Below are 22,433 nucleotides of genomic sequence, written 5' to 3'. Positions count from 1 at the left end.
TGAACTAATAAATGTAAGCAGTTAGCTTCCAAGACACTACGAGATCAGCATCTTTTGCTTAAAAGTTTTTAATTGGTGAGGTTTATTATGATTACTGCTGATTTATTCTTAGTATTAAAAAAACCCGCTATTTCTAGCAGGTTTTTTAATTCATAACCAATTAAGGCTTAGTGCTGCAACACTGAAATATCCGCAACACTGGTAAACAAGCCACGTAACTGCGCCAATAAACGTAAACGGTTTGCTTTTAATTCAGCATCATCTGCCATCACCATGACACCATCGAAGAAGGCATCAATTGGCGCACGCAGCGCAGCTAACTTAGAAAGTGCAGCGGTGTAGTCTTTTGCAGCCAAAAGCGGTTGAACCACAGGCAGGATAGCTTGAATCTCTGCATAAAGTGCTTTTTCAGCATCTTCAACTAACTTAGATTCGACAATTTCACCCGTAGGTGCAGCTTCTTTCGCCAAGATATTCGCAACACGCTTATTCGCAGCAGCCAAAGCAGCAGCTTCAGGCAAACTACGGAAATGATTTACCGCAGTCACGCGCTTATCAAAATCAAGTGGTGATTTTGGAGAAAGTGCTTGAACCGCTTGAATCACATCAACTGCAACGCCTTGGTCTTCATATTTCGCACGGTAACGGCCTTCAAGGAACGCAACAGCATCTGCCAAAGTCTTGTCATGGTCTTTCAATACATCGCCATAAGCAGCCAAAGCAAGCTTGATGAGTTCTTCAATTGAAACATCAAGATTGTTTTCAGTCACTAAACGCAAAATACCAATCGCAGAACGACGTAAAGCAAACGGATCTTTCGAACCTGTCGGCGCTTGACCAATACCGAAAATACCAGTCAGCGTATCTAAACGGTCAGCAAGGGCAATCGTAGTGCCAGTTTTAGTTTGCGGTAAAACATCGCCTGCAAATTTAGGTAAATATTGCTCACCTAAAGCTTCAGCAACTTCATCATTCTCGCCTTCAATACGTGCATAGTAAGTGCCTGCAATCCCTTGAAGTTCAGGGAATTCACCGACCAATTCAGACGTTAAATCACATTTTGCAAGAAGTGCCGCTTTTTCAGCATCCGCAGGATTTGCACCTGTGATTGCAGATAAAGCCACAGCCAATTTAGCAATACGTTCAGATTTATTCCAAAGCGTACCTAACTGTGCTTGGAAAACCATATTGGCTAATTTTTCTTTACGAGATGCAAGTGGTTGTTTTTGATCTTGTAAGAAGAAGAATTCTGCATCAGACAAACGAGGGCGTACAACTTTCTCATTCCCTTCAATGATTTGAGTCGGATCTTTAGACTCAATATTTGAAACAGTAATGAAGTAAGGTTGAAGTTTATTGTCAGCATTTACCAAACAGAAATACTTTTGGTTGTCTTGCATGGTGGTGATCAATGCTTCTTGAGGCACAGCAAGGAAGCGTTCTTCAAAGCTCGCACGAAGCGCAACAGGCCATTCAACCAATGCGGTTACTTCATCACGAAGGTCGCTTGGAACGATCGCAATTGCATTCACTTCATCAGCCAAAGCTTTCACTTGTTGATCAATGATCGCTTGGCGTTCTTCAAAATTCGCTACAACTTTTGCAGCGCGAAGCGCATCTAAATAAGCATCTGCATTGGCTAAAGTAATCGCTTCAGGTGCATGGAAACGATGACCATAAGTCACATTACCTGCTTTATGATCCTGAATGGTTGCATCAACAACATCATTGTCTTTAAGCAACACAACCCATTTTACAGGACGCACGAATTCAGTACGGCTTGCCGCAGAACGCATACGTTTTGCGATTGGAAGGTTATCCAAAGCGGTTTGTAAAATTTGTGGTAGTAAAACATCAAGGCTTTGACCTTGCACATCTTTTAGGTAGCAAACTTTTTCAACTTTACCTGCTTGGAACGTTGAAACTTGATCCGCAGTAATGCCTTGACCACGCATAAAGCCTTCAAGCGCTTTGGTTGGCTTGCCTTCTGCATCATAAGCAGCTTGTACAGCAGGGCCGTCAAAACGTTTTTGAGTATCTGCTTGCGCAGCATCGACATTGATAATTTTCAATGCCAAACGACGAGGCGCTGCATAGGCTTCGATAGAATCAAAAGCCAAGCCTGCATCTTTTAAACCTTTTTCTGTTTCAGCTTGCAAGGCATCACGTAAAGTTTTTAAGCTTTTTGGAGGAAGTTCTTCACAGCCAAGTTCAAATAAAACTGTATGTTTAGACATTATTTGTTCTCCGCTGATTTTTCTGCTTGAGCTGCTTCTGCTTCAACCTGAGCTTTCAGTTGCGCTAAAACTTCATCACGTAAATGTGGTTCTGCCATTGGGAAACCAAGTTTGGCACGAGCCGCCACATAACTTTGCGCAATTGAACGCGCCAAAGTACGTACACGTAAAATATAGCGTTGACGCTCAGTCACAGAAATTGCACCACGTGCATCGAGCAAGTTAAAGCTGTGTGATGCTTTAATCACTTGTTCATAGGCAGGAAGTGGTAATTCTGCTTCAATTAAACGAGATGCTTCGGCTTCATAGAAGTCAAATAATTCAAACATTTTGTCGACTGGTGCGTATTCGAAGTTATAGGTTGATTGCTCAACTTCATTTTGATGGAATACATCACCATAAGTGACTGTACCAAACTGACCTTTCGTCCAAACAAGATCGTAAACTGAATCGACACCTTGTAGGTACATTGCCAAACGTTCAAGACCGTAAGTGATTTCACCCGTCACTGGGTAGCATTCAACACCACCGACTTGCTGGAAGTAAGTAAACTGAGTCACTTCCATACCGTTGAGCCAAACTTCCCAACCTAAGCCCCAAGCGCCGAGAGTTGGAGATTCCCAGTTGTCTTCTACGAAACGAATATCGTGAGTAAGGGTATCAATACCAATGGCTTTTAACGAGTCTAGGTAAAGTTGTTGGATATTATCTGGGTTTGGTTTCAGTACCACTTGGAACTGGTAGTAGTGCTGTAAACGGTTTGGGTTTTCACCATAACGACCATCTTTAGGACGGCGTGAGGGTTGAACGTATGCTGCGTTCCAAGTTTCAGGCCCAAGTGCGCGTAAGAATGTTGCAGTGTGGAATGTTCCTGCACCCATTTCCATATCGTAAGGTTGTAAAATGACACAACCTTGTTCAGCCCAGTAGTTTTGTAAGGCAAGAATTAAGCCTTGGAATGTATCAATATGCGATATGGCGCGACTCATGCAGCATCCATTATAAATATAAGAAAAAATTGGCTCTAAGTATAAGGATTTTGCAGAGGAGTGGCAAAGGGTTCAGCAGGATTCATTCATTTAAAAATTTAACTGTGGTGGTTGCGTGAGAGAAGTCAGATAGCACGATTTTTGTATGTTGAAAAAGATTGAGCTGCGTGTATTACATAGACCGTCTTTTCTCTGGTTTGAGCCAAATTGCCCGAGTTTGCTATATTAAATTTCTGCACAATAAAACCAAGAGCACCCCCATGCCAAAATTTTATCTTCAGATCCTTGTTCTGCTGGCTACGTTCAGTGGAGCGGTTCACGCACAGCAGCAAGAGGCCGAGCTGGATGTTTATAATCAATGTGTCGAGCAAACCATTCAAGAGCAGCAACTGGCAGGGATTAACAATAGCGTGGTACAAATTTGTGCGGATCAAGCCAAACAGGGCTACGAAAAGCAAATTGTGGCATTACTCGATCAAATACGGGTGCAAAGTGCCGAATGGCAGCAGCCTGAACGTTATCAAGCCATTTTGAAATCACAACGCTTGTGGAAAGCCTATGTTGAACAAGAGTGTGATAATGCAGGCCAGTATGTTGGATCGCCTATGTATGCTTTTTGTCCTATGCAGCAGTATGCTGAACGGGTTGTACAGTTACAGCAATACGTTCACTAAAGAATTCAGTAGAATTACTCATAAAAATAAGATGTAAAATAGATGCATCTTATTGGTGAGACCACGTATAATTTTGCACCGGTTAAGTGCGAAAAAGTAGAAGGGTGGCTGTGTTTCATATGCAACTTGAATGGTTAAATACCTTAAAACCGAATTTTAAAGTGTTACCGCTAAAGGAAAGAATGCTCTGTGGTTTAGGTGCATTGTTGGGATTAGCACTGTCTTCACTCATAAGTTGGTGGCTTTTGGGTGGGATCAATGCATGGTATATCGCCCCGATGGGTGCGTCCTCGGTATTGCTTTTTGCTGTACCAGCCAGTCCTTTGGCTCAGCCATGGAATATTGTGATTGGGAATACGATTGCAGCCGTCATTGGGGTGACCTGCGCACTCTATATTTCCAACTTAACAGAAGCATTTAGTGTTGCTGTGGCTTTGTCGATTATTTTGATGATGACGACAGATTCTTTGCATCCACCGAGTGGTGCTGTGGCGATTACAGCGGTGCTGGGAGGTGAGACGGTACACGAGTTAGGGTATCAATTTGTGTTTTATCCTGTTCTACTTAACTCGATCTTGCTTCTCGTGATTGCGATTGCGTTCAACCGATTGCTCGGGAAACAATACCCAACTGTGGCACAAGTCAATACGCGTAGCACCGACCCGACCCCAACCCAGAAGGTCACGATTCAACCTGAAGATATTCATCAAGTTTTAGCCCAAGAAACACAGTTGCTCGACATCAGTGAATATGATTTACAAAAACTGATTTTAAAAGCTCAAGCACAGGCCGATACTCGCTTTCATATAGACCTACGCTGTCGGGACATTATGAGTAAAGATGTCCTGTGTTTATATGAAGATGAAGACATTCAAGTCGCTGTGGAAAAATTTAAACAGGTCAATCTGATGAGTTTACCTGTGTTAAATCGAGCTGAACAAGTATGCGGTACCTTGGCTTTATATGAAGTGGTCGAGTGGTTCCAAAAGGCAACGGATTTACGTACTTCTTGGCAAGATCAAGTCAAACATATTATGAAGCGTCAGGTAGTCACGGTACAGCCAGATCAAGAACTGCAAGATCTGATCCCATACTTTGTTGAACGTTCTTTTAACTATATTCCTGTGGTTGAAAACAAGGCTTTGGTCGGTATCATTAGCCGTGCCGATATGATTGCAGCCTTGTATCGTCTGTTACAACATCGTTAAGTCATGTGAGTGTCGTAGGCAAAAAAAAGCTACGACACTTTGGGGGAAGTTGTCGTAGCATAAAAAGAAACTTTTTGAGACGAAAGATGTGCGCTTATGGGTTGCGATGATCTGGATTAACGGTACGCATTGTATTGCTATAACCAGATCGGGCCTGTGGAGAATGCTCGATTTGGTCTTTTTGTTTTGGCATCACCAACCAAAGAATCAGGTAAACCAAAATTCCGGGGAATGCTGCACTTAACAGTGAAATGGTGATGAAAACAATACGAAGTAAATTTGCGTTCCAACCAAAACGTTCAGCAATACCGCCCATCACACCAGCAATCATGTTTGAGCGGTTTGAGCGATATAAACCAACATTGGCCATCTAGGTCTCCTTAAAAATTAAAATCTAATAAGTGGCTTTTTGCACTCATAATTTAAAAATGGAGATGGAATTAAGTTTTTAAAGGTGACGGAGCTAATTAAAAAGTAAAGTTATGTAAAGAGATAAAAGCTGGGGTTTTGATCAGGATTAAAATGTGCTCTATTTGGCGTTTAGCCAGCGGCTTAAAGTCAGCAAGTCATTTGAATCTGAAAAAACACAAAAGGTCAGGATGGAATATTCGTGATGGTTATGGAGATTAATCACGTGCAGGAAGTGAGTGTGGAATGAAGTTGAAACGAAAGCATCAGGGTTTGATTGGCGCATTACTGCAAGGAGCGGTGGCGCTAATCGGTGTATCGTTAGCTGGCTGTGATGGTGGGCTGTCGGAGGCGTCACAACAACATGAAAATAGCACGGTAGAGGACGCTGCTGTTACGGCTGAGTCGGGGAAGAGGCTGACTGAGGTGGCAGGACGGGCAACCATGCAAGATGATTCGGAGTATGCACCTCGTACGCTTGATATTCGTGAACAGCAGTTCATTGGGCGTTATCGCACACAAATTCAATGTGATGGTTATTTTTTCCCTTGTGAAACGGGAAAGGCTGATTTTATTCTCAATTTTTTACCCGATGGTACGGTGCATCGTAGTATTGTGCGCTTAGGTAAGGTCTTTTCGGAAAAACAGCGCCCTGGACTTTCAAGCTTAAGTTATCGCCGTGATACATGGACCATGAATAAAGAGCGAACCGAGCTGATCGTCCATCGTAAAGAGGGGATTAATTTTTATTATCGCGTGGTGGATTCGCAAACGCTGCAAATGGATTTAGATAAAAGTAATAATCTAGATGCCACTAACCAAAAATTGTATGCACGAGGTTTTCCGAAATTAGAGCGTGCGTATACCTTAAAGCGTGAGCCTAAGTCATAGTTAAAATGGAATTGGGTAAAGCAACAGAATAAGACTGAAGAATAAAAATAGTGAAGAAATGAACAGCGTGCGAATTTTATGACTTAAATAGCGTGTCGCTAAATAAATGTCATATCAATGCAATTAAAGAGGATTTAAATAAATGGTGGGTCGTCCGCGATTCGAACGCGGGACCAACGGATTAAAAGTCCGCTGCTCTACCAGCTGAGCTAACGACCCTGAGCAAGGTGTGCGAAAGAGTATTCGCTGAAAGTTTAAAAAAGAAATTTTTAAAGCATTCGAACCTGAGCAGGTTTGTAAAATTAGATTTTACAAGAAAGATGGTGGGTCGTCCGCGATTCGAACGCGGGACCAACGGATTAAAAGTCCGCTGCTCTACCAGCTGAGCTAACGACCCATCAAGGGTATCAAAGGAATGGTGGGTCGTCCGCGATTCGAACGCGGGACCAACGGATTAAAAGTCCGCTGCTCTACCAGCTGAGCTAACGACCCATATCATTTGATGGAGCGTATTGTAGCAAGATATGCATCGAGCGCAAGTAAAAAATCGCAAACTTGTTGATGTTTGATTATAAATACAACAAATTTGCGATTAGGTAGCTAAAAAACAAGCAATTCGAGTTTAGAAGCGATATTGATAGGCTTGAATGTTATCAAAGACTTGTTGCGTTAAATCTGCATAGGCACTGCTGTTGGGTAACAGGACCAGCAAGCGTTCATCGGTTTTTTTCGGGTCAAAGGCTTGTTCTTTGAGCTTGTTCTTTTGGTATTTAAACGTTCCTGTAGTTTCAACTTGCTTTTGTACGCGTAAGAAAACGGGTATAGCATAGGCAGGCAGACATTTTTTAAAGCTCACGAGCATTTGGGCTAAATCCTGCTCATTCAGTTCAGCGCCGTCTGCCAGTGTAATCGCAGCCATTCCCGCACGGCCATTGGTGTTTGGAATTTCAACACCATACACTACAGCTTCGGTGATTTTGTCATATTCACTGACCATATTTTCAACTTCAGTCGTGGACACATTTTCGCCTTTCCAGCGGAAGGTATCGCCTAAGCGGTCGACAAATTGGGCATGACGAAAGCCAATGTCGCGGACTAGGTCCCCTGTGTTGAAATAAGCATCGCCGGATTTGAAGACATCTTTAAGAATCACTGATTTATTTTTTTCAGGATCGGTATAGCCATCAAATGGAGAGCGGCGGGTAATTTTACCAATCAATAAACCAACTTCGCCTTTTTTGACCTTGATACAGCCACCCTTGGTATCATAAACAGGCGCATTTTTTTCTTTATCAAACTGGATAATGGCATAAGGCGTAGGTGAAAAGCCGACAGTGTTGTCAAAGTTAAATACATTGCTAAAGCCGACATTGCCTTCGCTCGATGCATAAAGCTCTAAAATTTCTTCAATACCAAATCGCTGTTTGAATTTGTCCCAAATGTTTGGACGCATGCCATTGCCGATCATTTTGGTGACACGGTGCCCTTTTTCTAACGCTGAAGGTGCTGCATCCATGAGGTAGCGACATAACTCACCGACATAGCCAATGGCCGAGGCATCGAACTTTTGCACATCTTTCCAAAATGCAGAAGTGGAGTATTTACGGCGCAAAGCCAAGGTGCCCGCACCCGCAATCACGCCACACCAACACACCACAATACCTGTTGCATGGTACAGCGGCAAGGTGACATACATCACATCGTCTTTGCCGAGGTTGAGTACGTGCCCGTAGGTTCCATAAGCCAATGTCCAGCGGCTATGCGTGAAAATAACGGCTTTAGGCAAACCAGTTGTGCCTGAGGTATAAATATAAAACAAGCCATCTTTACCCAGCACACTGTGTGTGGTTGGTGTATTGAATTTGGCAAAGGCATCAATTTTTTCAGCAAGATTACTAAAACCTTGTGGTGCAAGGCCTGCATCTTTTTGGGTTTCTTGGTCAGCAAACCAATAGAAACGATCCGCAGAGAGATTTAAATCATGACGGATTTCATCAACTGCGGCACGGCATTCTTCACCCACGATTACTGCGATAGGTTTGACCAGATTAATACTATGCGCCAGCACTTTACCGACTTGCGAGGTATTGATTAAAGCCGCAGTAACGCCGATTTTGGCAAGTGCAATCACGGTTGCAACCAATTCAGGACGGTTTTCAATCATCACTGTGATGACATCACCCTTTTTTGCCCCGATGGATAAAAAATAATGCCCGATTTGGTTTGCCCATTCGTTGAGGGCTTGATAGCTAAATTTTTGATCTTCAAAAAGCAAGGCCATACCGTGAGGGTTGCGCTTCACTGCTTTTTCAAAAGCAATCCCGAGGCCTGCTGGGGTGTTTGGGGTACGTAAATATGCTTGCTTTAATCCACTGAGTAAGTTGGGAACTTTACTGATGAATTGAGGAAGTTTTGTTGCAACGTCGGTAATACCAATGAGGTCATGTGATGGGTGTTGGCTCATATGAATCCTAATTATTTTATGCAATCCAATGCGTTTGAATAGTGCTCAGTTTCTACACTTGTTCTTTTAATCGTTTCGGTCTAGTGCAATCAACCTAATCTGACGAAAATAACAAAAAAACCTAGCCACTGACATGACTAGGTTTTTTAAATTTACAACTCTAGGGCGAATTACGACTCAGTCGGGCTCGCTTTTTTCGGTGGACGACCACGTGGACGACGTGGGCGAACTGGCTTGTCCGAGTCTGATTTGTCTGACTCATCCGCAGCTGTTTCCGCTACAGTTTCAGTTACTTCTACTTTTTCAGCTTGCTTTGACGCTCTAGGCGCTTTGGCTTGAACTGGAGCAACAACAGCTTCTACTTCTTCAACCGCAGCTACATCAGCCAAGCTTTTCACGTCACTGCTTTCAACGGCAACAGGCGCTTCGCTTTCTGTTACAAGAGCAGGCTCGTTTTCCTCTGGAGTTACAGCAGGCGCAGCTTCAGCAGTAGGCGTTTCTGCAACAATCGCTGTTTCAGGCGCTGACGATTCAGCAACAGGCGCTGTTTCGCGTGCTTGTTTAGCTTGTTCAGCAGCAAGTTTAGCTAGACGACGACGCTCACGCGGGTCATTTGCAACACGTTGTTCAGATACAGGTGCAGGCGGTGTCAGGTCCAATACTGGAACTGGCTCTGCTTCAGGCTGCGCTTTTGTGATTTCAACATCACGGGTGACCGGTTTTTTCTCTGCTTCAACAGCAGGCGTTGTCACAGTTTTGCTCAACGTTGCTGCATACTCTTCAGTAAATTTCTGAAGGGCACGGTTGAAGGTTGGAATTAAACCAAACTGCTCAATCAGCACTGAACAGTCTTCACCATAGACATGGCGAATCAAGCTGCTGATGGTGTACTGACCTAAAGTTGGCACCTGTGAAGGTGTGAGTTTAGGTATTTCAGTTTGCTGTGTATGTGCAGCGCGTTGTTGGCGACGGCGTTGACGTGGGTCATTGCTGGCACGTTTTACGCTTTCACGTGGTTTTTGCTCTGCGTGTTGTTCAGTAGGTGCTGCTACAACTTCAGCTGCTTTCTCCTGTACCACTTTCTCAGCTTTTACTTCAACTTCGGCTTTCGCAACAGCCGCTTGCTGAGGCTTGGTTTCGGTTGCAGTGTGTATGGTCGGAGTTAATGCCACGATTTCACTTTGCGCTTGATCGACATTGACCACATGGGCTGTTGTGATCATTTCTTGACGCGGTGCTTCAATTAACTCAACTTTAACTTGAGGTTCTTGAACCACAGCTGGCGCTGCTTCAGTCACTTGCTCATTCAGTACACTTGGGTCGCGGTGGCGATTTGGGCGTTCTGGACGAGGTTGGTTACGGCGGTCACGACGTGGCATTGCATTTTGCTGTTCGTTTTGAACATCAGTGTTTTGCTGTTGCTCACCGTGTTGGCGACGTGATGAACGCTTGTTTTCACGCGGTTCCTGACGTTGCTGTTCACTGCGCTCTGGACGGTCTTGACGTTGGTGTTCACTGCGCTCAGAACGTTGTTCATGACGGTCTTGGCGTTGTGGTTCATTGCGTTCAGGACGTTGTTCATAACGATCTTGACGCTGTTGGTCTTGACGAGAGACCTGCACAATTTCTTCATGAACTTGGTTGTCATGTTGCGCATTTTGCTCACGTGACTCTTTGTGCTTATTAGGGCGCTTTTTGTTGTGGCGTGTGCCACGTTCTTCTTTCTCTACATGCTTATCTTCACGGTGTTCAGATTTTGCATGAACAGGTGCAGCGCTCATGTAGACATTGTTGCTTGGTGCAACTGGTGCCGCAGCAGGCGTGCCAACTTGACCAAACTGACCACGGCTCACTGCACCGCCATTTACCATTTGCTCAATGGCCGCAGCAGCATTATTTGCAGAACGTGATTGATCGACAGTCGCAGCTTGTTTTTGCACAAACAAGTTTTCTAACCATGCACATGGGCTGCTTGAAGGTGCAGTCTGAGCAGGGGCTTGTTGCGCAACTTGTTGTTGTGGCGCGTTGTTACGAGGTTTTTTGTTGCCTTTTTCTTGTTGTACAGGCACAGGAGCGGCATGTTGATGCACATGATCTGCACCATCTAAATGCCATTCTGATGACTCGTAACCCAACTCTTTTTCGCTTGAACGTGTTGCTTCTGTACGTTCATAGCTGGTTGGTGCAAAGCCTTCAGGGTTATACGAAATTTCGTAATGTGGGGTTTCTAAGTGTGGGTGCGGAAGCACAGTCACACGAACACCTGAGGTTTGTTCGAGGTAAACCAATGTGTGACGCTTTTCATTCAATAAGAATGCTGCAATTTCAACTGGAACCTGTACTTGAACTTCACCATGACGTTCACGCAGCGCAATTTCTTCTACTTTACGCATGATTGAAAGCGATAATGAACGCAAGTCACGCACCATACCTGTGCCATGACAGCGCGGACAGACATAACCTGTTGCTTCTTCAAGTGAAGGACGTAGACGTTGACGGCTCATTTCCATCAAGCCAAAACGAGACAATTGACCGAATTGGATGCGGGCACGGTCGCTTTGTGTTGCTTCGCGAAGTTTCGCCTCAACCATACGTTGGTTGCGGTCTTTGGTCATGTCGATAAAGTCGATCACGACCAAACCACCAATGTCACGTAAACGTAGTTGACGTGCAATTTCTTCTGCTGCTTCAAGGTTAGTATTGAGCGCTGTATCTTCAACGTCACTACCACGGGTTGATTTTGCAGAGTTAATGTCGATAGACACTAATGCTTCGGTTTGGTCAATAACGATTGAACCGCCTGAAGGAAGTTTAACTTCACGTTCATAAGCCGTTTGAATTTGGCTTTCAATACCAAAATGCGCAAATAACGGTTCATTTAGCGTATAAGTTTTTAGCTTGTCGATTTGACGAGGCATGACTGCTTTTACGAAGTTATAGGCTTCGTTATAGGCTTGCTCTGAATCAATTAAGATTTCAGCAACATCATCACGTAAATAATCACGAATCGCACGCGTCACCACGCCTGCTTCTTGATGCACCAACATTGGCGATGGACCAGAACTTGCTGTGTTTTGGATTTGCGCCCAAAGATCCAGTAAGTGCTGTAGGTCGAGTTGTAACTCTTCTTGAGAACGGCCAATACCCGCAGTACGTACAATCACGCTCATGCCACGAGGTACATTTAACGACGCCAACATTTCTTTCAATTCTTCACGTACTGAACCTGAAATTTGACGGCTAATACCACCACCTTTAGGGTTGTTTGGCATGAGTACCAAGTAGCGACCAGCTAAAGAAATGAAGGTAGAAAGAGCAGCGCCTTTGTTACCACGCTCTTCTTTTTCAACTTGAACCAAAAGCTCTGTGCCTTCAGTGATCAATTCACGAATGTTTGAAGTTTGGCGTGGGTCTGCTTGGTAATATGAATTTGCGATTTCACGCATAGACAAGAAGCCTTGACGTCCCGCACCATATTCAACAAAGACGGCTTCCAAAGAAGGCTCAACGCGAGTCACGTGACCTTTATAGATATTGGATTTTTTTTGTTCACGGGTACGATTCTCTAAGTCAAAATCGTAAAGACGCTGCCCAGTGACAAGTGCAACGCGAATCTCTTCTGCATGTGTTGCATTAATCAACATACGTTTCATGGGTGTAACACCTAATAGTGATACACAGCAAACTATCGCTAAACACGTAGCGAACATCAAACATCACGGACCAATTTTGCTCAGATCTCAAATAAACCGATTGTGGTCTGAGTTTTATTACCTGCCTTTTTGATCGGCTTCGGTTTTGATTCACATATTGATGATGGCAATACGGCTTCAATCTTTAAACGATTGAAAGTCTCCTGCGCGTTTCACTGGCGGACAAGCGGTGCATTGGATGTAAGTAACTTTCACTGTCACATTTGCTCGAAGAGCAACCCTTCTTTTTGGATAGGGTGTCTTGATACGGAATTATCATCGTACCTTTACAACTGAACAGATCCATATGCATCAACGCTGTGGCCTGAATACGACATCAGGGAGCGACTAATCTGATGTATATCAGTTTACGTTTAAAAACCAACCTTCGTTGGTCACATATTTTTTTGGGGCAAACTGATTTATGTGCAGATGCACAATTAAACCTAACAGTTTGCTGTTTTGCCGATATAATAAGCCTTCGGCGTCGGCATAATTCTTTTGGGACCGTTCCAAGCTGAGTTGAGTTATTTTCTTAACTATTCAATTTAAAATTGAAATGATTAAGCTTTTGACTCACTTATGGTGGTATCCGTGCGCTGACTATATCAAACCTTGTATCATCTGCCTATGGGCTAAGCTAGTCTTTCTTGTGTAAAGCATAGCCTAAATGGTCATTTTTTATTCAAATTCCGTATTTTTTAGGTCGCAGTAACTGTATGAATTCTACCCAACAATGGCAAAACGTGACGTGGTTTGAAGTGGACGAGCATCAAGCAGGGCAACGGATTGATAACTTTTTATTTAGCCGTTTAAAAGGTGTGCCTAAAAGTCGTATTTATCGCCTGATTCGTGAAGGTCAGGTTCGCGTGAATAAAAAGCGTATAAAAGCAGAAACTAAGCTGTCTATTGGTGACCAGATTCGTGTGGCGCCGATTCGCTATGAACAAAAAGATGAAAATGCGGTGCCTGTTTCTGACAAAGTGGCACAGAGTTTACTCAGTCGTGTGGTGTATGAAGATGAAGGCTTGATGGTCGTCAATAAGCCATCAGGCATTGCCGTACATGGCGGCAGTGGCGTGGCTTATGGTCTAATTGAAGGCTTACGTGCGGCAACAGGTAAAAAATATTTAGAACTGATTCATCGTATTGACCGTGATACCTCAGGTTTGGTGATGATTTCTAAAAAGCGTAGTGTGTTAAAAAGTTTGCAAGACATGTTGCGTGAACACAAAATTAAGAAAACTTACGCTGCTGTAGTTAAAGGTGTGGTGAGTTTAGACAAGCAGTTAATTGATGCGCCTTTGCACCGTTATGAACTGGCCAATGGTGAGCGTCGTGTGCGTGTGTCGAGTGAAGGTAAAGAGTCTAAAACGCAGTGGAATGTGGCTGAGCGTTTTATGCATGCAACCTTAGTTTATGCATCGCCGCTTTCAGGGCGGACCCATCAAATTCGTGTGCATGGTTTAAGCATTGGTCATCCATTGGTCGGTGATGATAAATATGGTCATGAAACAGAATATAAAGGACCGAAACCGCGTCGTTTATGTCTGCATGCAATGCGTTTAGACATTCCTGGTTATGCGCCGATTGAAGCGCCGTTACCTGAAGATATGCAGAGTATTGTGGCGCAGTTAAGAGCACAAAAGAAGGACTAAGTCTTTTCCCTTTCATTTTGGGAGAAGTGATAAAGCCATGACTTTTGTTGGTTGTGATTAATTTAAAATGATGCTGTATTGGTCATCTTTATTTTTAAAGATGCAAAGTAACAAAAATCTTTTGTTGAGCTGATGGAACATCCTGAACGCGCTTTAAGCACTGCTCTAAAGCGAAGTGCAAGTCAGCTCAACGGCCCCATCCTTGTCGCCATTGTGTAGCAAATGCATCGTGTAAAATTGTCTTTATAAAAGTAAATATTGGAATCCCAGCATGAATAAACCTGTAGAACTGATTATCTTTGATTGGGATGGGACATTATTTGATTCAGTGGGGCAGATTGTGGCGAGTTTATTGTTTGCCGCGCAGCAATTTGCACAGCCTTTAACTGCTGATGCAGCAAAAAGTATTATTGGTTTAGGTTTGCCAGAGGTCGCGCAGCGATTATTTCCTCAAGTGCCTGAGCTACATACAGAGATTCTGCAATGCTATGCAGAACATTATGTGGCGAACTCGAAAGGTGATGTCTGGTTCGACGGCGTGGCCGATATGTTGAATGGCTTACGTGAAGCGGGTTTACAGTTGGCGGTGGCGACAGGTAAAAGTCGTAAAGGCTTAGATCGAGTATTAGCGCAAACACAGAGCCAAGCACTATTTGTGACAACACGTGCAGCCAGTGAGACCAAATCTAAACCGCATCCTTTGATGTTGGAAGAAATTTTAGCTGAAACGGGTGTATCTGCTGAACGCGCGATTATGGTCGGTGATACCAGTTATGACCTAGAAATGGCACGTACTATTGCCATGCCGAGAATCGGGGTGAGTTATGGGGTGCATACACCTGAAACGCTCAGACAATATCAACCTTTGGCCATCGCGGATGATGTGCCGAGCTTGCAGCAGCATTTATTACAATATGTTGACCTTAAACAAGTGATTTAACTTGAGTAGTCTAAATATATAACCTGTGGAAGATGGTCAGAGTGAGCCTGCCTGTTTTGGGTCGATCATCTTCAAAGCTTTTGTCTTTAGTATGTTTTAAGGCTGATGAACTGTTCATTGAATTGTTGGGTTTGTGATTTGAAAAAGCTCTTTGATGGGGGCTTTTTTTTTGTGATGTTGTCGTTGAAAGGACTTCAGTCATCGTCTTTATATTGGATAGTTGTCATTTGTGAGGATGACCAAGAAATGAAAAAAAACGTTTAAAGCGTGATAAAACCCGCCGCGACATTGATGCTAATGGCGAGAATAGAGGTATTAAAACCATAAGCTAAAATAATGTGCAGAATATTGAGAATACGCATCGAACGTGAGGTAATGGAAACATCCGCGGTTTGCGCAGAAGTGCCAATCACATAACTAAAATATAAAAAGTCGGGATAGGTCGGTTGAGCCGTTTTGGGAAAGTCTAAGCCTGCATCTTGTTGGTCTGCGAGGGCTAGATAATAGTCATGTGCATAATGAATGGCAAACACGGTATGCATAAAGAACCATGCACTAATAATGGTGAGTAAGGACAGCGCTAAGTGCCCATATTTGATGGTTGGGTCATTCGGAAGATGAGTCAACTCTAATACAATCGCAATTAAGCACATGAGCAAAGTCAGGATCACCAACAGTAGAATGATCCATTTACTGGCATCTTGCTGTTGTGCATGTTGCAGGATGTGTCGATGATCAACGGACCACAGGGTGGTCATGGTTTTGACTAAATAACTTGAGACGGCAATATTCCAACTGATCAATAAATTGGTCGACCAAGACCAGTCGGTAAATGTATTCAGCAGCGTATAAAAAACAGCAGTTAGCAAAAAACTAATGAAAAAGAAGGGGCGAAATTTCATTGCTGTTTTTAAACGCTGCAAAGTGGGCATCGGCATAATTTTCTCCTTCTTCGTTTTATTTTTTTCGTGCAGCTAAAGTCGCAAGATCTACTTCAGTACCAGTCTGTGTTCGGACTTCAGCTGTAGGGAACTTGACAAAAGCCTGTTTTTCTTAGCCTATCCTAGCTTAAAAAGAATGCAAAATGAAAAAGCGAGATGTCATTGACATCGCTTAAAAACAAAAGGGTGAAAATACGCTTATCTTACAGCGTATAGTTCTATGAGAAAGGCGCGTAACTATTTATTTTATTCAGAAAATAGTGGCGCGCCGAATGAGATGAGTAATTAGAACTCACTGCGGATTTATTCGCGGTTAATATCCAAATAAAATACCCGAGTCAGTAATTCTAAAAATTTAGTCACTGCCAGTGAGCTGTTATTTTTACGGTAGTTCACATACAGATCCAAATATGGCAGCTCAACCTCAAGTGGACGAATTACCGTGTTGTTCATGCTAAGTGGCGCAACATAACCAGGTAAAATTGTACAGCCGAGCCCCAAGCCAATTGCGTTGATATTGAATAGGATGTTGTCGGCTTTTTGCACAATATTAAATTCAATATTATGCGCTTTGGCAAATTCCAAAATGGTCTGGTACAAAGTCTGTGACTGCTCAGCTGCGGGAATAATAAAATCAATGCCATCTAATGCTTTAACCGGAATTCGCTCGTATTGGGCCAAAGGATGATCTTTCGGCAGCAGGAAAATGAGTGGTTCACGTAGTACAAACTGGCTTTCAATTTCATCACTATGGACATTATTTCGCGTAAAGCTAATGTCCAGCTCCCCTTTTTTCAGCAAACGTAGTTGCTCAGTATTGTTCATACTGAATAACTCAATTTTTAACTCTGGGTTTTGTACTCGTAAATTGGGCAGTACATAAGGAAAGATTTTCATTTCCGCCACAGGGACAAAACCAATGCGGAGCATCTGCTGTTTGGCTTGTGACACTTGGCGTGCCATAGCGACCGCTTTGTCTGCCTGAGCTAGGGTGAGACGCGCTTGTTCAAGGAAAACAGCGCCTTCTTCTGTGAGTTCAACTTTTCGCTTGGTTCGATACAGTAACTGCACACCGACATCTTCTTCAAGGTCTTTGATTTGCTGACTTAATGAAGGTTGAGCAGTATAAAGTTTCAGTGCTGCTTTACTAAAGTTCAGTTCTTCAGCAACAGTAATGAAATAGCGAAGGTGTCTAAGTTCCATATAAATAACCCACTGACTAATCCAAAAAATGTCTTACCATGACTGCGGTAAAGTATAATCGATAAATAATGATGCCGTGAAGATGATTCAATTATTGAGAAAATAAATGATCTTGGGTTGATTTTTGAGACTTTCGTATATGAAATAACAGGTTTAATAATTGCTAAAAGGTATTAATTAAATATTGAAAATAGTTCATTCCAATCACCTGAAAATCGGGTGAGGTGAACTACATAAAAATACAATTGCGTTTTGCTGAAATTGGATATGATAAAAACATAAATATATTTTAATTGAACATACGGGCTAAAAATCGATATGGCAGATTCAAATAAACTGGTGGTCTATGCCGCGCTGTTGGGGAATTTAGCCATTGCGCTGGTAAAATTTATTGCGGCTTATTTGACCAACAGCTCTGCCATGTTGAGTGAAGCGATTCACTCTGTTGTGGATACCTTAAACGAAATTTTACTGTTATATGGACTGAAGAAGTCAAATAAACCTGCCAATTTTAATCATCCTTTTGGCTATGGGCGAGAGCTGTATTTTTGGGCCTTCATTGTATCTCTTATGGTCTTTGCCTTAGGGACATTGGTGTCTATGTACAATGGGATCATGCACATTTTGCACCCTGAACCCATTTTAAACCCGACCATCAATTATGTTGTACTTGGCTTTGCATTTGTAAGTGAAGGTATTTCATGGTGTGTTGCTCTGAAAGTGTTTCGTAAGGCGAAAGGTCAGCAAGGTTATTTTGAGGCCTTTCGTCGCAGTAAAGACCCCACCACGTTTACGGTTTTGTTTGAAGACTCTGCTGCATTAATTGGTCTGTTGATTGCCTTTCTGGGTATTTATTTGGCGCATCGTTTAAATATGCCTGCACTGGATGGAGTGGCGTCCATTCTGATTGGGCTGGTTTTGGCGGTGTCCGCTTTTCTTTTGGCACGAGAAACCAAAGGTTTGCTGCTCGGTGAGACCGCAGACCTGCATGTACGTCAAAATATCTTAAAAATTGCCCAAGACGATGAAGGCGTACTGTCGGCCAACGGCTTACTGACCGAGCAAATGGGTGCCAAGCAGGTTTTGGCCTCGTTGAGTGTAGAATTTGAAGATCACCTCACTACCGATGAGATAGAAGCGTGTGTTAATCGCATTGAAGTAAAAATTAAACAAAAACATCCTGAAATTGTGGCACTCTTTGTGAAGCCACAATCAAAAAAAGTGTGGTTAGAGCGAATGCAAGGACGCTTGGAATAGGTTAAGGTAGAGGTCAGTTTTCAAAACTGGTCCTGTTACTGGTGTATTGCAATAAAGATAACGACGTTAAATGAAGCCAAAATCAACTGAACTCCATTATCAAATTCCGACTGAAAATACCATGTCCCATACATGGCGACAGCCCGAATTTCAGTTTCTACATTCCGACCATTATAACGGGACTCGCTTTGTCAATTCGGTTCGTCGACCTGAGGGCCGTAGCCGAGGCGACTTGCTGAAATGGTTGATTAAGCGTAAATCTTCGACATGGAATGTAGATTTGGCGCAAGAGTATGCGCACTTTCATGCCGATAAAAAAAGCTTGCCGCAAGATCGCCCCCATGCCGATTTAAAGGACTGGCAGGTGTGGTTTGTGGGTCATGCCACGGTATTACTTCAAATTGGGCCCTATAATTTATTGACCGATCCTGTGTGGGCGGAACATGTCAGTCCGAAGCAAGGGCGGGGACCTCGCCGTGTTATGCCTGCTGGCATTGCCTTGGAAGATTTACCGACCATCCATGCGGTGCTCTTGAGCCACAACCACTATGACCATATGGATATTGCCAGTCTGAACTGGTTGTATGAGCGTTTCGCCATGCCCATTTACACAGGGCTAGGCAATGGATGGTATTTACCCAAGCACTTACAAGTGCTGGAAATGGATTGGTGGCAGTCGGCGCGTCTGCATGAATTAAAACTGGTCTATACCCCAGCCCAGCATGGTTCTGGCCGTGGGCTGCGCGATCAGAACCGTGCGCTATGGGGCGGGTTTAGTATTCACTGTGGCGCTGACTATGCTTATTTTGCGGGGGATACGGGTTATTCACCGCACTTTAAAGAGCTGCATCAACGTTTTGGCGCACCGCGAATTGCGTTACTGCCTATCGGGGCGTATGAACCGCGTGAGCTGATGCGCTATATGCATATGAACCCGCAAGATGCCTTTCAGGCGCATAAAGACCTGCATGCCAAATGTTCGATGGCCATTCACTATCGCACCTTTCAGCTGACCGATGAAAGTCGTGAACAACCTGAGATTGACTTAAAAGTGGCGATGAAAAATAGCTCAAAGCTCATGAATCCGTTTGTTTGTTTAAGAGAAGGTCGACGTTTAAGCGTGTAATTTACTTTATGTGTAAGATCAGGTGGTGGCTGGGACAAAAACAGTCATCACCGAGACCATAACAACATCATAAAAATATCTTTCAAATAAATCTAAAAACAGAAAGTATGCTTCTTTTTTGTTTGATTTTTACTCAATTTGAGCCGCGCTCATTGCTACTAAGGCTTGTCTGAGTTTTGATCGATAAACTCAATTGAAAATGCCCATCAATCTCGCATCAAAAGCCTTTCTTTTTGCTGTATTTTCATCGGATCTTATCTTGTTGAAAAGTTAAAACTCTTTCTTTCTTAAATATTTACATAGAAGAATCCGATTGTTTTTATTCGTAAAACTTGCTTTAGATTGTCATCAAAAGGGGCTATGTTAGAACAGTAATAATTACTTTAAACGGTTCATGATAATCATAATTTGATGATCAAATTTGGAGCTCGACATGACACAGAATATGCAAGCATCAGGTTGTCCATTTCACCAAAAAGATGGTGGACAAACGAGTTTAGCCAGCACCAATAATTCTGATTGGTGGCCCAATGCGCTCAATCTAGACATCCTGTCGCAACACGATAAAAAAACCAACCCGATGGATCCTGATTTTGACTATGCAGCTGCATTCAAATCATTGGATTTAGAAGCGGTGAAACAAGATCTTCGTGAACTCATCAACAGCAGCCAAGAGTGGTGGCCATCTGATTATGGCAGTTACATTGGGATGTTTGTGCGTACCGCATGGCACTTGGCGGGTTCTTACCGTAAACAAGATGGACGTGGCGGTGCAAACACAGGAAACCAACGCTTTGCCCCTCTCAACAGTTGGCCTGATAACGTCAACACCGATAAAGGCCGTCGCCTGCTTTGGCCAATCAAACGTAAATATGGCAACAAAATTTCATGGGGCGATTTAATCGTTCTTGCAGGGACCGTGGCTTATGAAGAAGCTGGTCTAAAAACCTTTGGCTTTGGTGGTGGTCGTCTAGATATTTGGGCGCCAGAAAAAGACATTTACTGGGGTGAAGAGCGTCAATGGCTGGCACCAACGGCAAACCGTTATGCCAATGACCAAGACCGTAAATCGCTTGAAAATCCATTAGCAGCGGTACAAATGGGTTTAATCTACGTCAATCCAGAAGGGGTTGATGGCGTCCAAGATCCACTTCGTACTGCACAAGACATGCGTGTCACTTTTGACCGTATGGGCATGGATGATGAAGAAACTGTCGCACTCACTGCGGGTGGTCATACCGTAGGTAAAGCGCACGGGAATGGTAAAGCCGAAAACTTAGGGGCAGATGTTGAAAGCGCAGACGTGGAGTTCCAAGGTCTCGGTTGGCATAACTCTGAAGGTACAGGCAATGGCGCGAACACCATGGTCAGTGGTTTAGAAGGGGCTTGGACCACACACCCGACCAAATGGGATAACGAGTTTTTCTATCTGCTGTTCACTTATGAATGGGAAAAAACCACCAGTCCTGCGGGTGCGAAACAATGGGAACCGATTAACATCAAAGAGGAAGATAAACCTGTTGATGCACATAACCCCAATGTCCGCCGTAATCCAATGATGACCGATGCCGATATGGCACTCAAAATGGACCCTGAATACCGCAAAATTTCAGAGCGTTTTTATGCAGATCCAGCTTACTTGTCTGAAGTGTTTGCGCGTGCTTGGTACAAGCTGACTCACCGTGACATGGGACCAAAATCCCGCTACTTAGGTGCAGATGTACCGAATGACGATCTGATTTGGCAAGACCCAATTCCATCGGTCGATTACGTTTTGTCTGAAGCTGAAATTGAAGAGTTAAAAGCGAAGTTGCTAAATAGTGGTTTAACTTCAGTTGAATTGATTAATACCGCTTGGGACAGTGCACGTACTTTCCGTGGTTCAGACTACCGTGGTGGCGCCAATGGTGCACGTATCCGTCTTGCACCACAAAAAGACTGGGTGGGCAATGAGCCTGAGCGTTTAGCCAAAGTTTTGGCGAAGCTTGAAGAAATTCAGGCGGGTCTGGCAAAAAAAGTCAGCATTGCGGATTTGATTGTACTGGGTGGTACGGCAGCTGTTGAAAAAGCGGCGCATGCTGCGGGTGTGAATATCAAAGTTCCGTTCCTTGCAGGCCGAGGTGATGCGACTCAAGAGCAAACCGATGTGTATTCTTTTGAAGACTTATTGCCTAAGCATGATGGTTTCCGTAATTGGGTCAAAGAAGATTACAGTGTACAACCTGAAGAAATGTTGTTAGACCGCGCACAATTACTCGGTTTGACTGCGCCTGAAATGACGGTTCTAGTCGGTGGTATGCGTGTACTCGGCACAAACTATGCAGGTACATCAGAAGGTGTGTTGACGGCTCGTGTGGGTATACTCAGCAATGACTTCTTTGTGAACTTAACGGATATGAAATATAACTGGAAACCCGTGGGTAAAAACCGTTATGAAATCGTAGAACGTTCTACAGGGGCAACCAAATGGACGGCGACACGTGCAGACTTAGTGTTTGGTTCAAACTCGATTTTACGCTCATATGCAGAAGTGTATGCGCAAGATGACAACAAAGAGAAGTTTGTAAAAGACTTTGTTGCGGCTTGGGTGAAAGTAATGAATGCTGACCGTTTTGACGTGAAGTAGTTTTCACTGGAATAAAAAACCGCTCAAAAGAGCGGTTTTTTATAGATCATAAGGTGCTGATATTATTTAATTTAAAAATTTTGGTTTTGTATAGTATGTATTATATTCATTTTATGGAA

At 43.4% G+C, this 22,433-nt stretch carries 15 protein-coding genes and 3 tRNA genes; 8 read left to right on the top strand and 10 right to left on the bottom strand.

All coding sequences use genetic code 11. The features are described 5' to 3' along the window. Positions 1 to 167 precede the first annotated feature (167 nt). Positions 168 to 2,237: a glycine--tRNA ligase subunit beta gene (gene glyS, locus JZ787_RS08870; RefSeq protein ID WP_346312147.1), complete on the bottom strand. Its 2,070-nt coding sequence runs from the start codon at positions 2,235 to 2,237 to the stop codon at positions 168 to 170. Beyond that, entirely contained in the window at positions 2,237 to 3,226 is a 990-nt protein-coding gene (gene glyQ / locus JZ787_RS08865) for a glycine--tRNA ligase subunit alpha (RefSeq protein WP_010325817.1), read from the bottom strand. The genes glyS and glyQ overlap by 1 nt, the downstream gene beginning before the upstream one ends. A gap of 260 nt (positions 3,227 to 3,486) precedes the next feature. Between glyQ and JZ787_RS08860 the strand changes: the two genes are divergently transcribed. Together JZ787_RS08860 and JZ787_RS08855 are read left to right on the top strand one after the other, a co-directional pair. Then, positions 3,487 to 3,900, top strand: a complete 414-nt coding sequence (locus JZ787_RS08860) for a lysozyme inhibitor LprI family protein (protein WP_346312146.1) — start codon at positions 3,487 to 3,489, stop codon at positions 3,898 to 3,900. Positions 3,901 to 4,010: 110 nt separating this feature from the next. Further along, positions 4,011 to 5,108 carry an HPP family protein gene (locus JZ787_RS08855; RefSeq protein WP_346312145.1) on the top strand — a complete coding sequence of 366 codons (1,098 nt, stop codon included), beginning with the start codon at positions 4,011 to 4,013 and terminating at the stop codon, positions 5,106 to 5,108. A 94-nt stretch (positions 5,109 to 5,202) separates the two neighbouring features. Here the strand turns inward: JZ787_RS08855 and JZ787_RS08850 are convergent, their stop codons facing one another. Next, positions 5,203 to 5,478: a PspC domain-containing protein gene (locus JZ787_RS08850; protein ID WP_004692583.1), complete on the bottom strand. Its 276-nt coding sequence runs from the start codon at positions 5,476 to 5,478 to the stop codon at positions 5,203 to 5,205. Between the two features lie 284 nt (positions 5,479 to 5,762). Between JZ787_RS08850 and JZ787_RS08845 the strand changes: the two genes are divergently transcribed. Then, positions 5,763 to 6,407, top strand: a complete 645-nt coding sequence (locus JZ787_RS08845) for a hypothetical protein (protein WP_346312144.1) — start codon at positions 5,763 to 5,765, stop codon at positions 6,405 to 6,407. A gap of 143 nt (positions 6,408 to 6,550) precedes the next feature. Here JZ787_RS08845 and JZ787_RS08840 read toward each other — a convergent pair. The 5 genes from JZ787_RS08840 to JZ787_RS08820 all read right to left on the bottom strand — a co-directional run bounded on the left by JZ787_RS08840 (position 6,551) and on the right by JZ787_RS08820 (position 12,524). After that, positions 6,551 to 6,626: transfer RNA gene (locus JZ787_RS08840), tRNA-Lys, on the bottom strand. Between the two features lie 102 nt (positions 6,627 to 6,728). After that, positions 6,729 to 6,804 (bottom strand) — tRNA-Lys (locus JZ787_RS08835). A 19-nt stretch (positions 6,805 to 6,823) separates the two neighbouring features. Beyond that, positions 6,824 to 6,899 (bottom strand) — tRNA-Lys (locus tag JZ787_RS08830). Between the two features lie 130 nt (positions 6,900 to 7,029). Further along, entirely contained in the window at positions 7,030 to 8,871 is a 1,842-nt protein-coding gene (locus tag JZ787_RS08825) for a long-chain-acyl-CoA synthetase (RefSeq protein ID WP_346312143.1), read from the bottom strand. A 170-nt stretch (positions 8,872 to 9,041) separates the two neighbouring features. After that, on the bottom strand, positions 9,042 to 12,524 hold the full coding sequence (locus JZ787_RS08820; RefSeq protein ID WP_346312142.1) for an Rne/Rng family ribonuclease: 3,483 nt from the start codon (positions 12,522 to 12,524) through the stop codon (positions 9,042 to 9,044). A 758-nt stretch (positions 12,525 to 13,282) separates the two neighbouring features. On the opposite strand from JZ787_RS08820, the gene JZ787_RS08815 reads away from it, so the two are divergent. Both JZ787_RS08815 and JZ787_RS08810 read left to right on the top strand, forming a co-directional pair. Beyond that, on the top strand, positions 13,283 to 14,221 hold the full coding sequence (locus JZ787_RS08815) for an RluA family pseudouridine synthase (RefSeq protein ID WP_114392489.1): 939 nt from the start codon (positions 13,283 to 13,285) through the stop codon (positions 14,219 to 14,221). Positions 14,222 to 14,492: 271 nt separating this feature from the next. Continuing rightward, complete coding sequence (locus JZ787_RS08810; protein ID WP_078425254.1) at positions 14,493 to 15,161, top strand: HAD-IA family hydrolase; 669 nt, start codon at positions 14,493 to 14,495, stop codon at positions 15,159 to 15,161. Between the two features lie 260 nt (positions 15,162 to 15,421). Here the strand turns inward: JZ787_RS08810 and JZ787_RS08805 are convergent, their stop codons facing one another. Then, positions 15,422 to 16,099, bottom strand: a complete 678-nt coding sequence (locus tag JZ787_RS08805; protein WP_004692572.1) for a DUF1345 domain-containing protein — start codon at positions 16,097 to 16,099, stop codon at positions 15,422 to 15,424. 306 nt (positions 16,100 to 16,405) lie between these two features. Further along, the gene (hcaR, locus tag JZ787_RS08800) at positions 16,406 to 17,305 is read right to left on the bottom strand and encodes a DNA-binding transcriptional regulator HcaR (protein WP_346312141.1); all 900 of its coding nucleotides are present in this window, start codon (positions 17,303 to 17,305) and stop codon (positions 16,406 to 16,408) included. A 318-nt stretch (positions 17,306 to 17,623) separates the two neighbouring features. Here hcaR and JZ787_RS08795 point away from each other — a divergent pair, with 318 nt between their 5' ends. The 3 genes from JZ787_RS08795 to katG all read left to right on the top strand — a co-directional run bounded on the left by JZ787_RS08795 (position 17,624) and on the right by katG (position 22,314). Then, positions 17,624 to 18,562, top strand: coding sequence for a cation diffusion facilitator family transporter (locus tag JZ787_RS08795; RefSeq protein WP_346312140.1), 939 nt, complete (start codon positions 17,624 to 17,626; stop codon positions 18,560 to 18,562). 70 nt (positions 18,563 to 18,632) lie between these two features. Beyond that, positions 18,633 to 19,688 carry an MBL fold metallo-hydrolase gene (locus tag JZ787_RS08790; RefSeq protein ID WP_346312139.1) on the top strand — a complete coding sequence of 352 codons (1,056 nt, stop codon included), beginning with the start codon at positions 18,633 to 18,635 and terminating at the stop codon, positions 19,686 to 19,688. Positions 19,689 to 20,121: 433 nt separating this feature from the next. Continuing rightward, on the top strand, positions 20,122 to 22,314 hold the full coding sequence (katG, locus tag JZ787_RS08785; RefSeq protein ID WP_346312138.1) for a catalase/peroxidase HPI: 2,193 nt from the start codon (positions 20,122 to 20,124) through the stop codon (positions 22,312 to 22,314). Positions 22,315 to 22,433 lie beyond the last annotated feature (119 nt).

Source organism: Acinetobacter sp. BWR-L5 (assembly GCF_039655985.1).
Lineage (GTDB): Bacteria > Pseudomonadota > Gammaproteobacteria > Pseudomonadales > Moraxellaceae > Acinetobacter > Acinetobacter johnsonii.
Note: the sequence above shows the minus strand (reverse complement) of the source record. Positions and strands in the feature narration are given on the sequence as shown.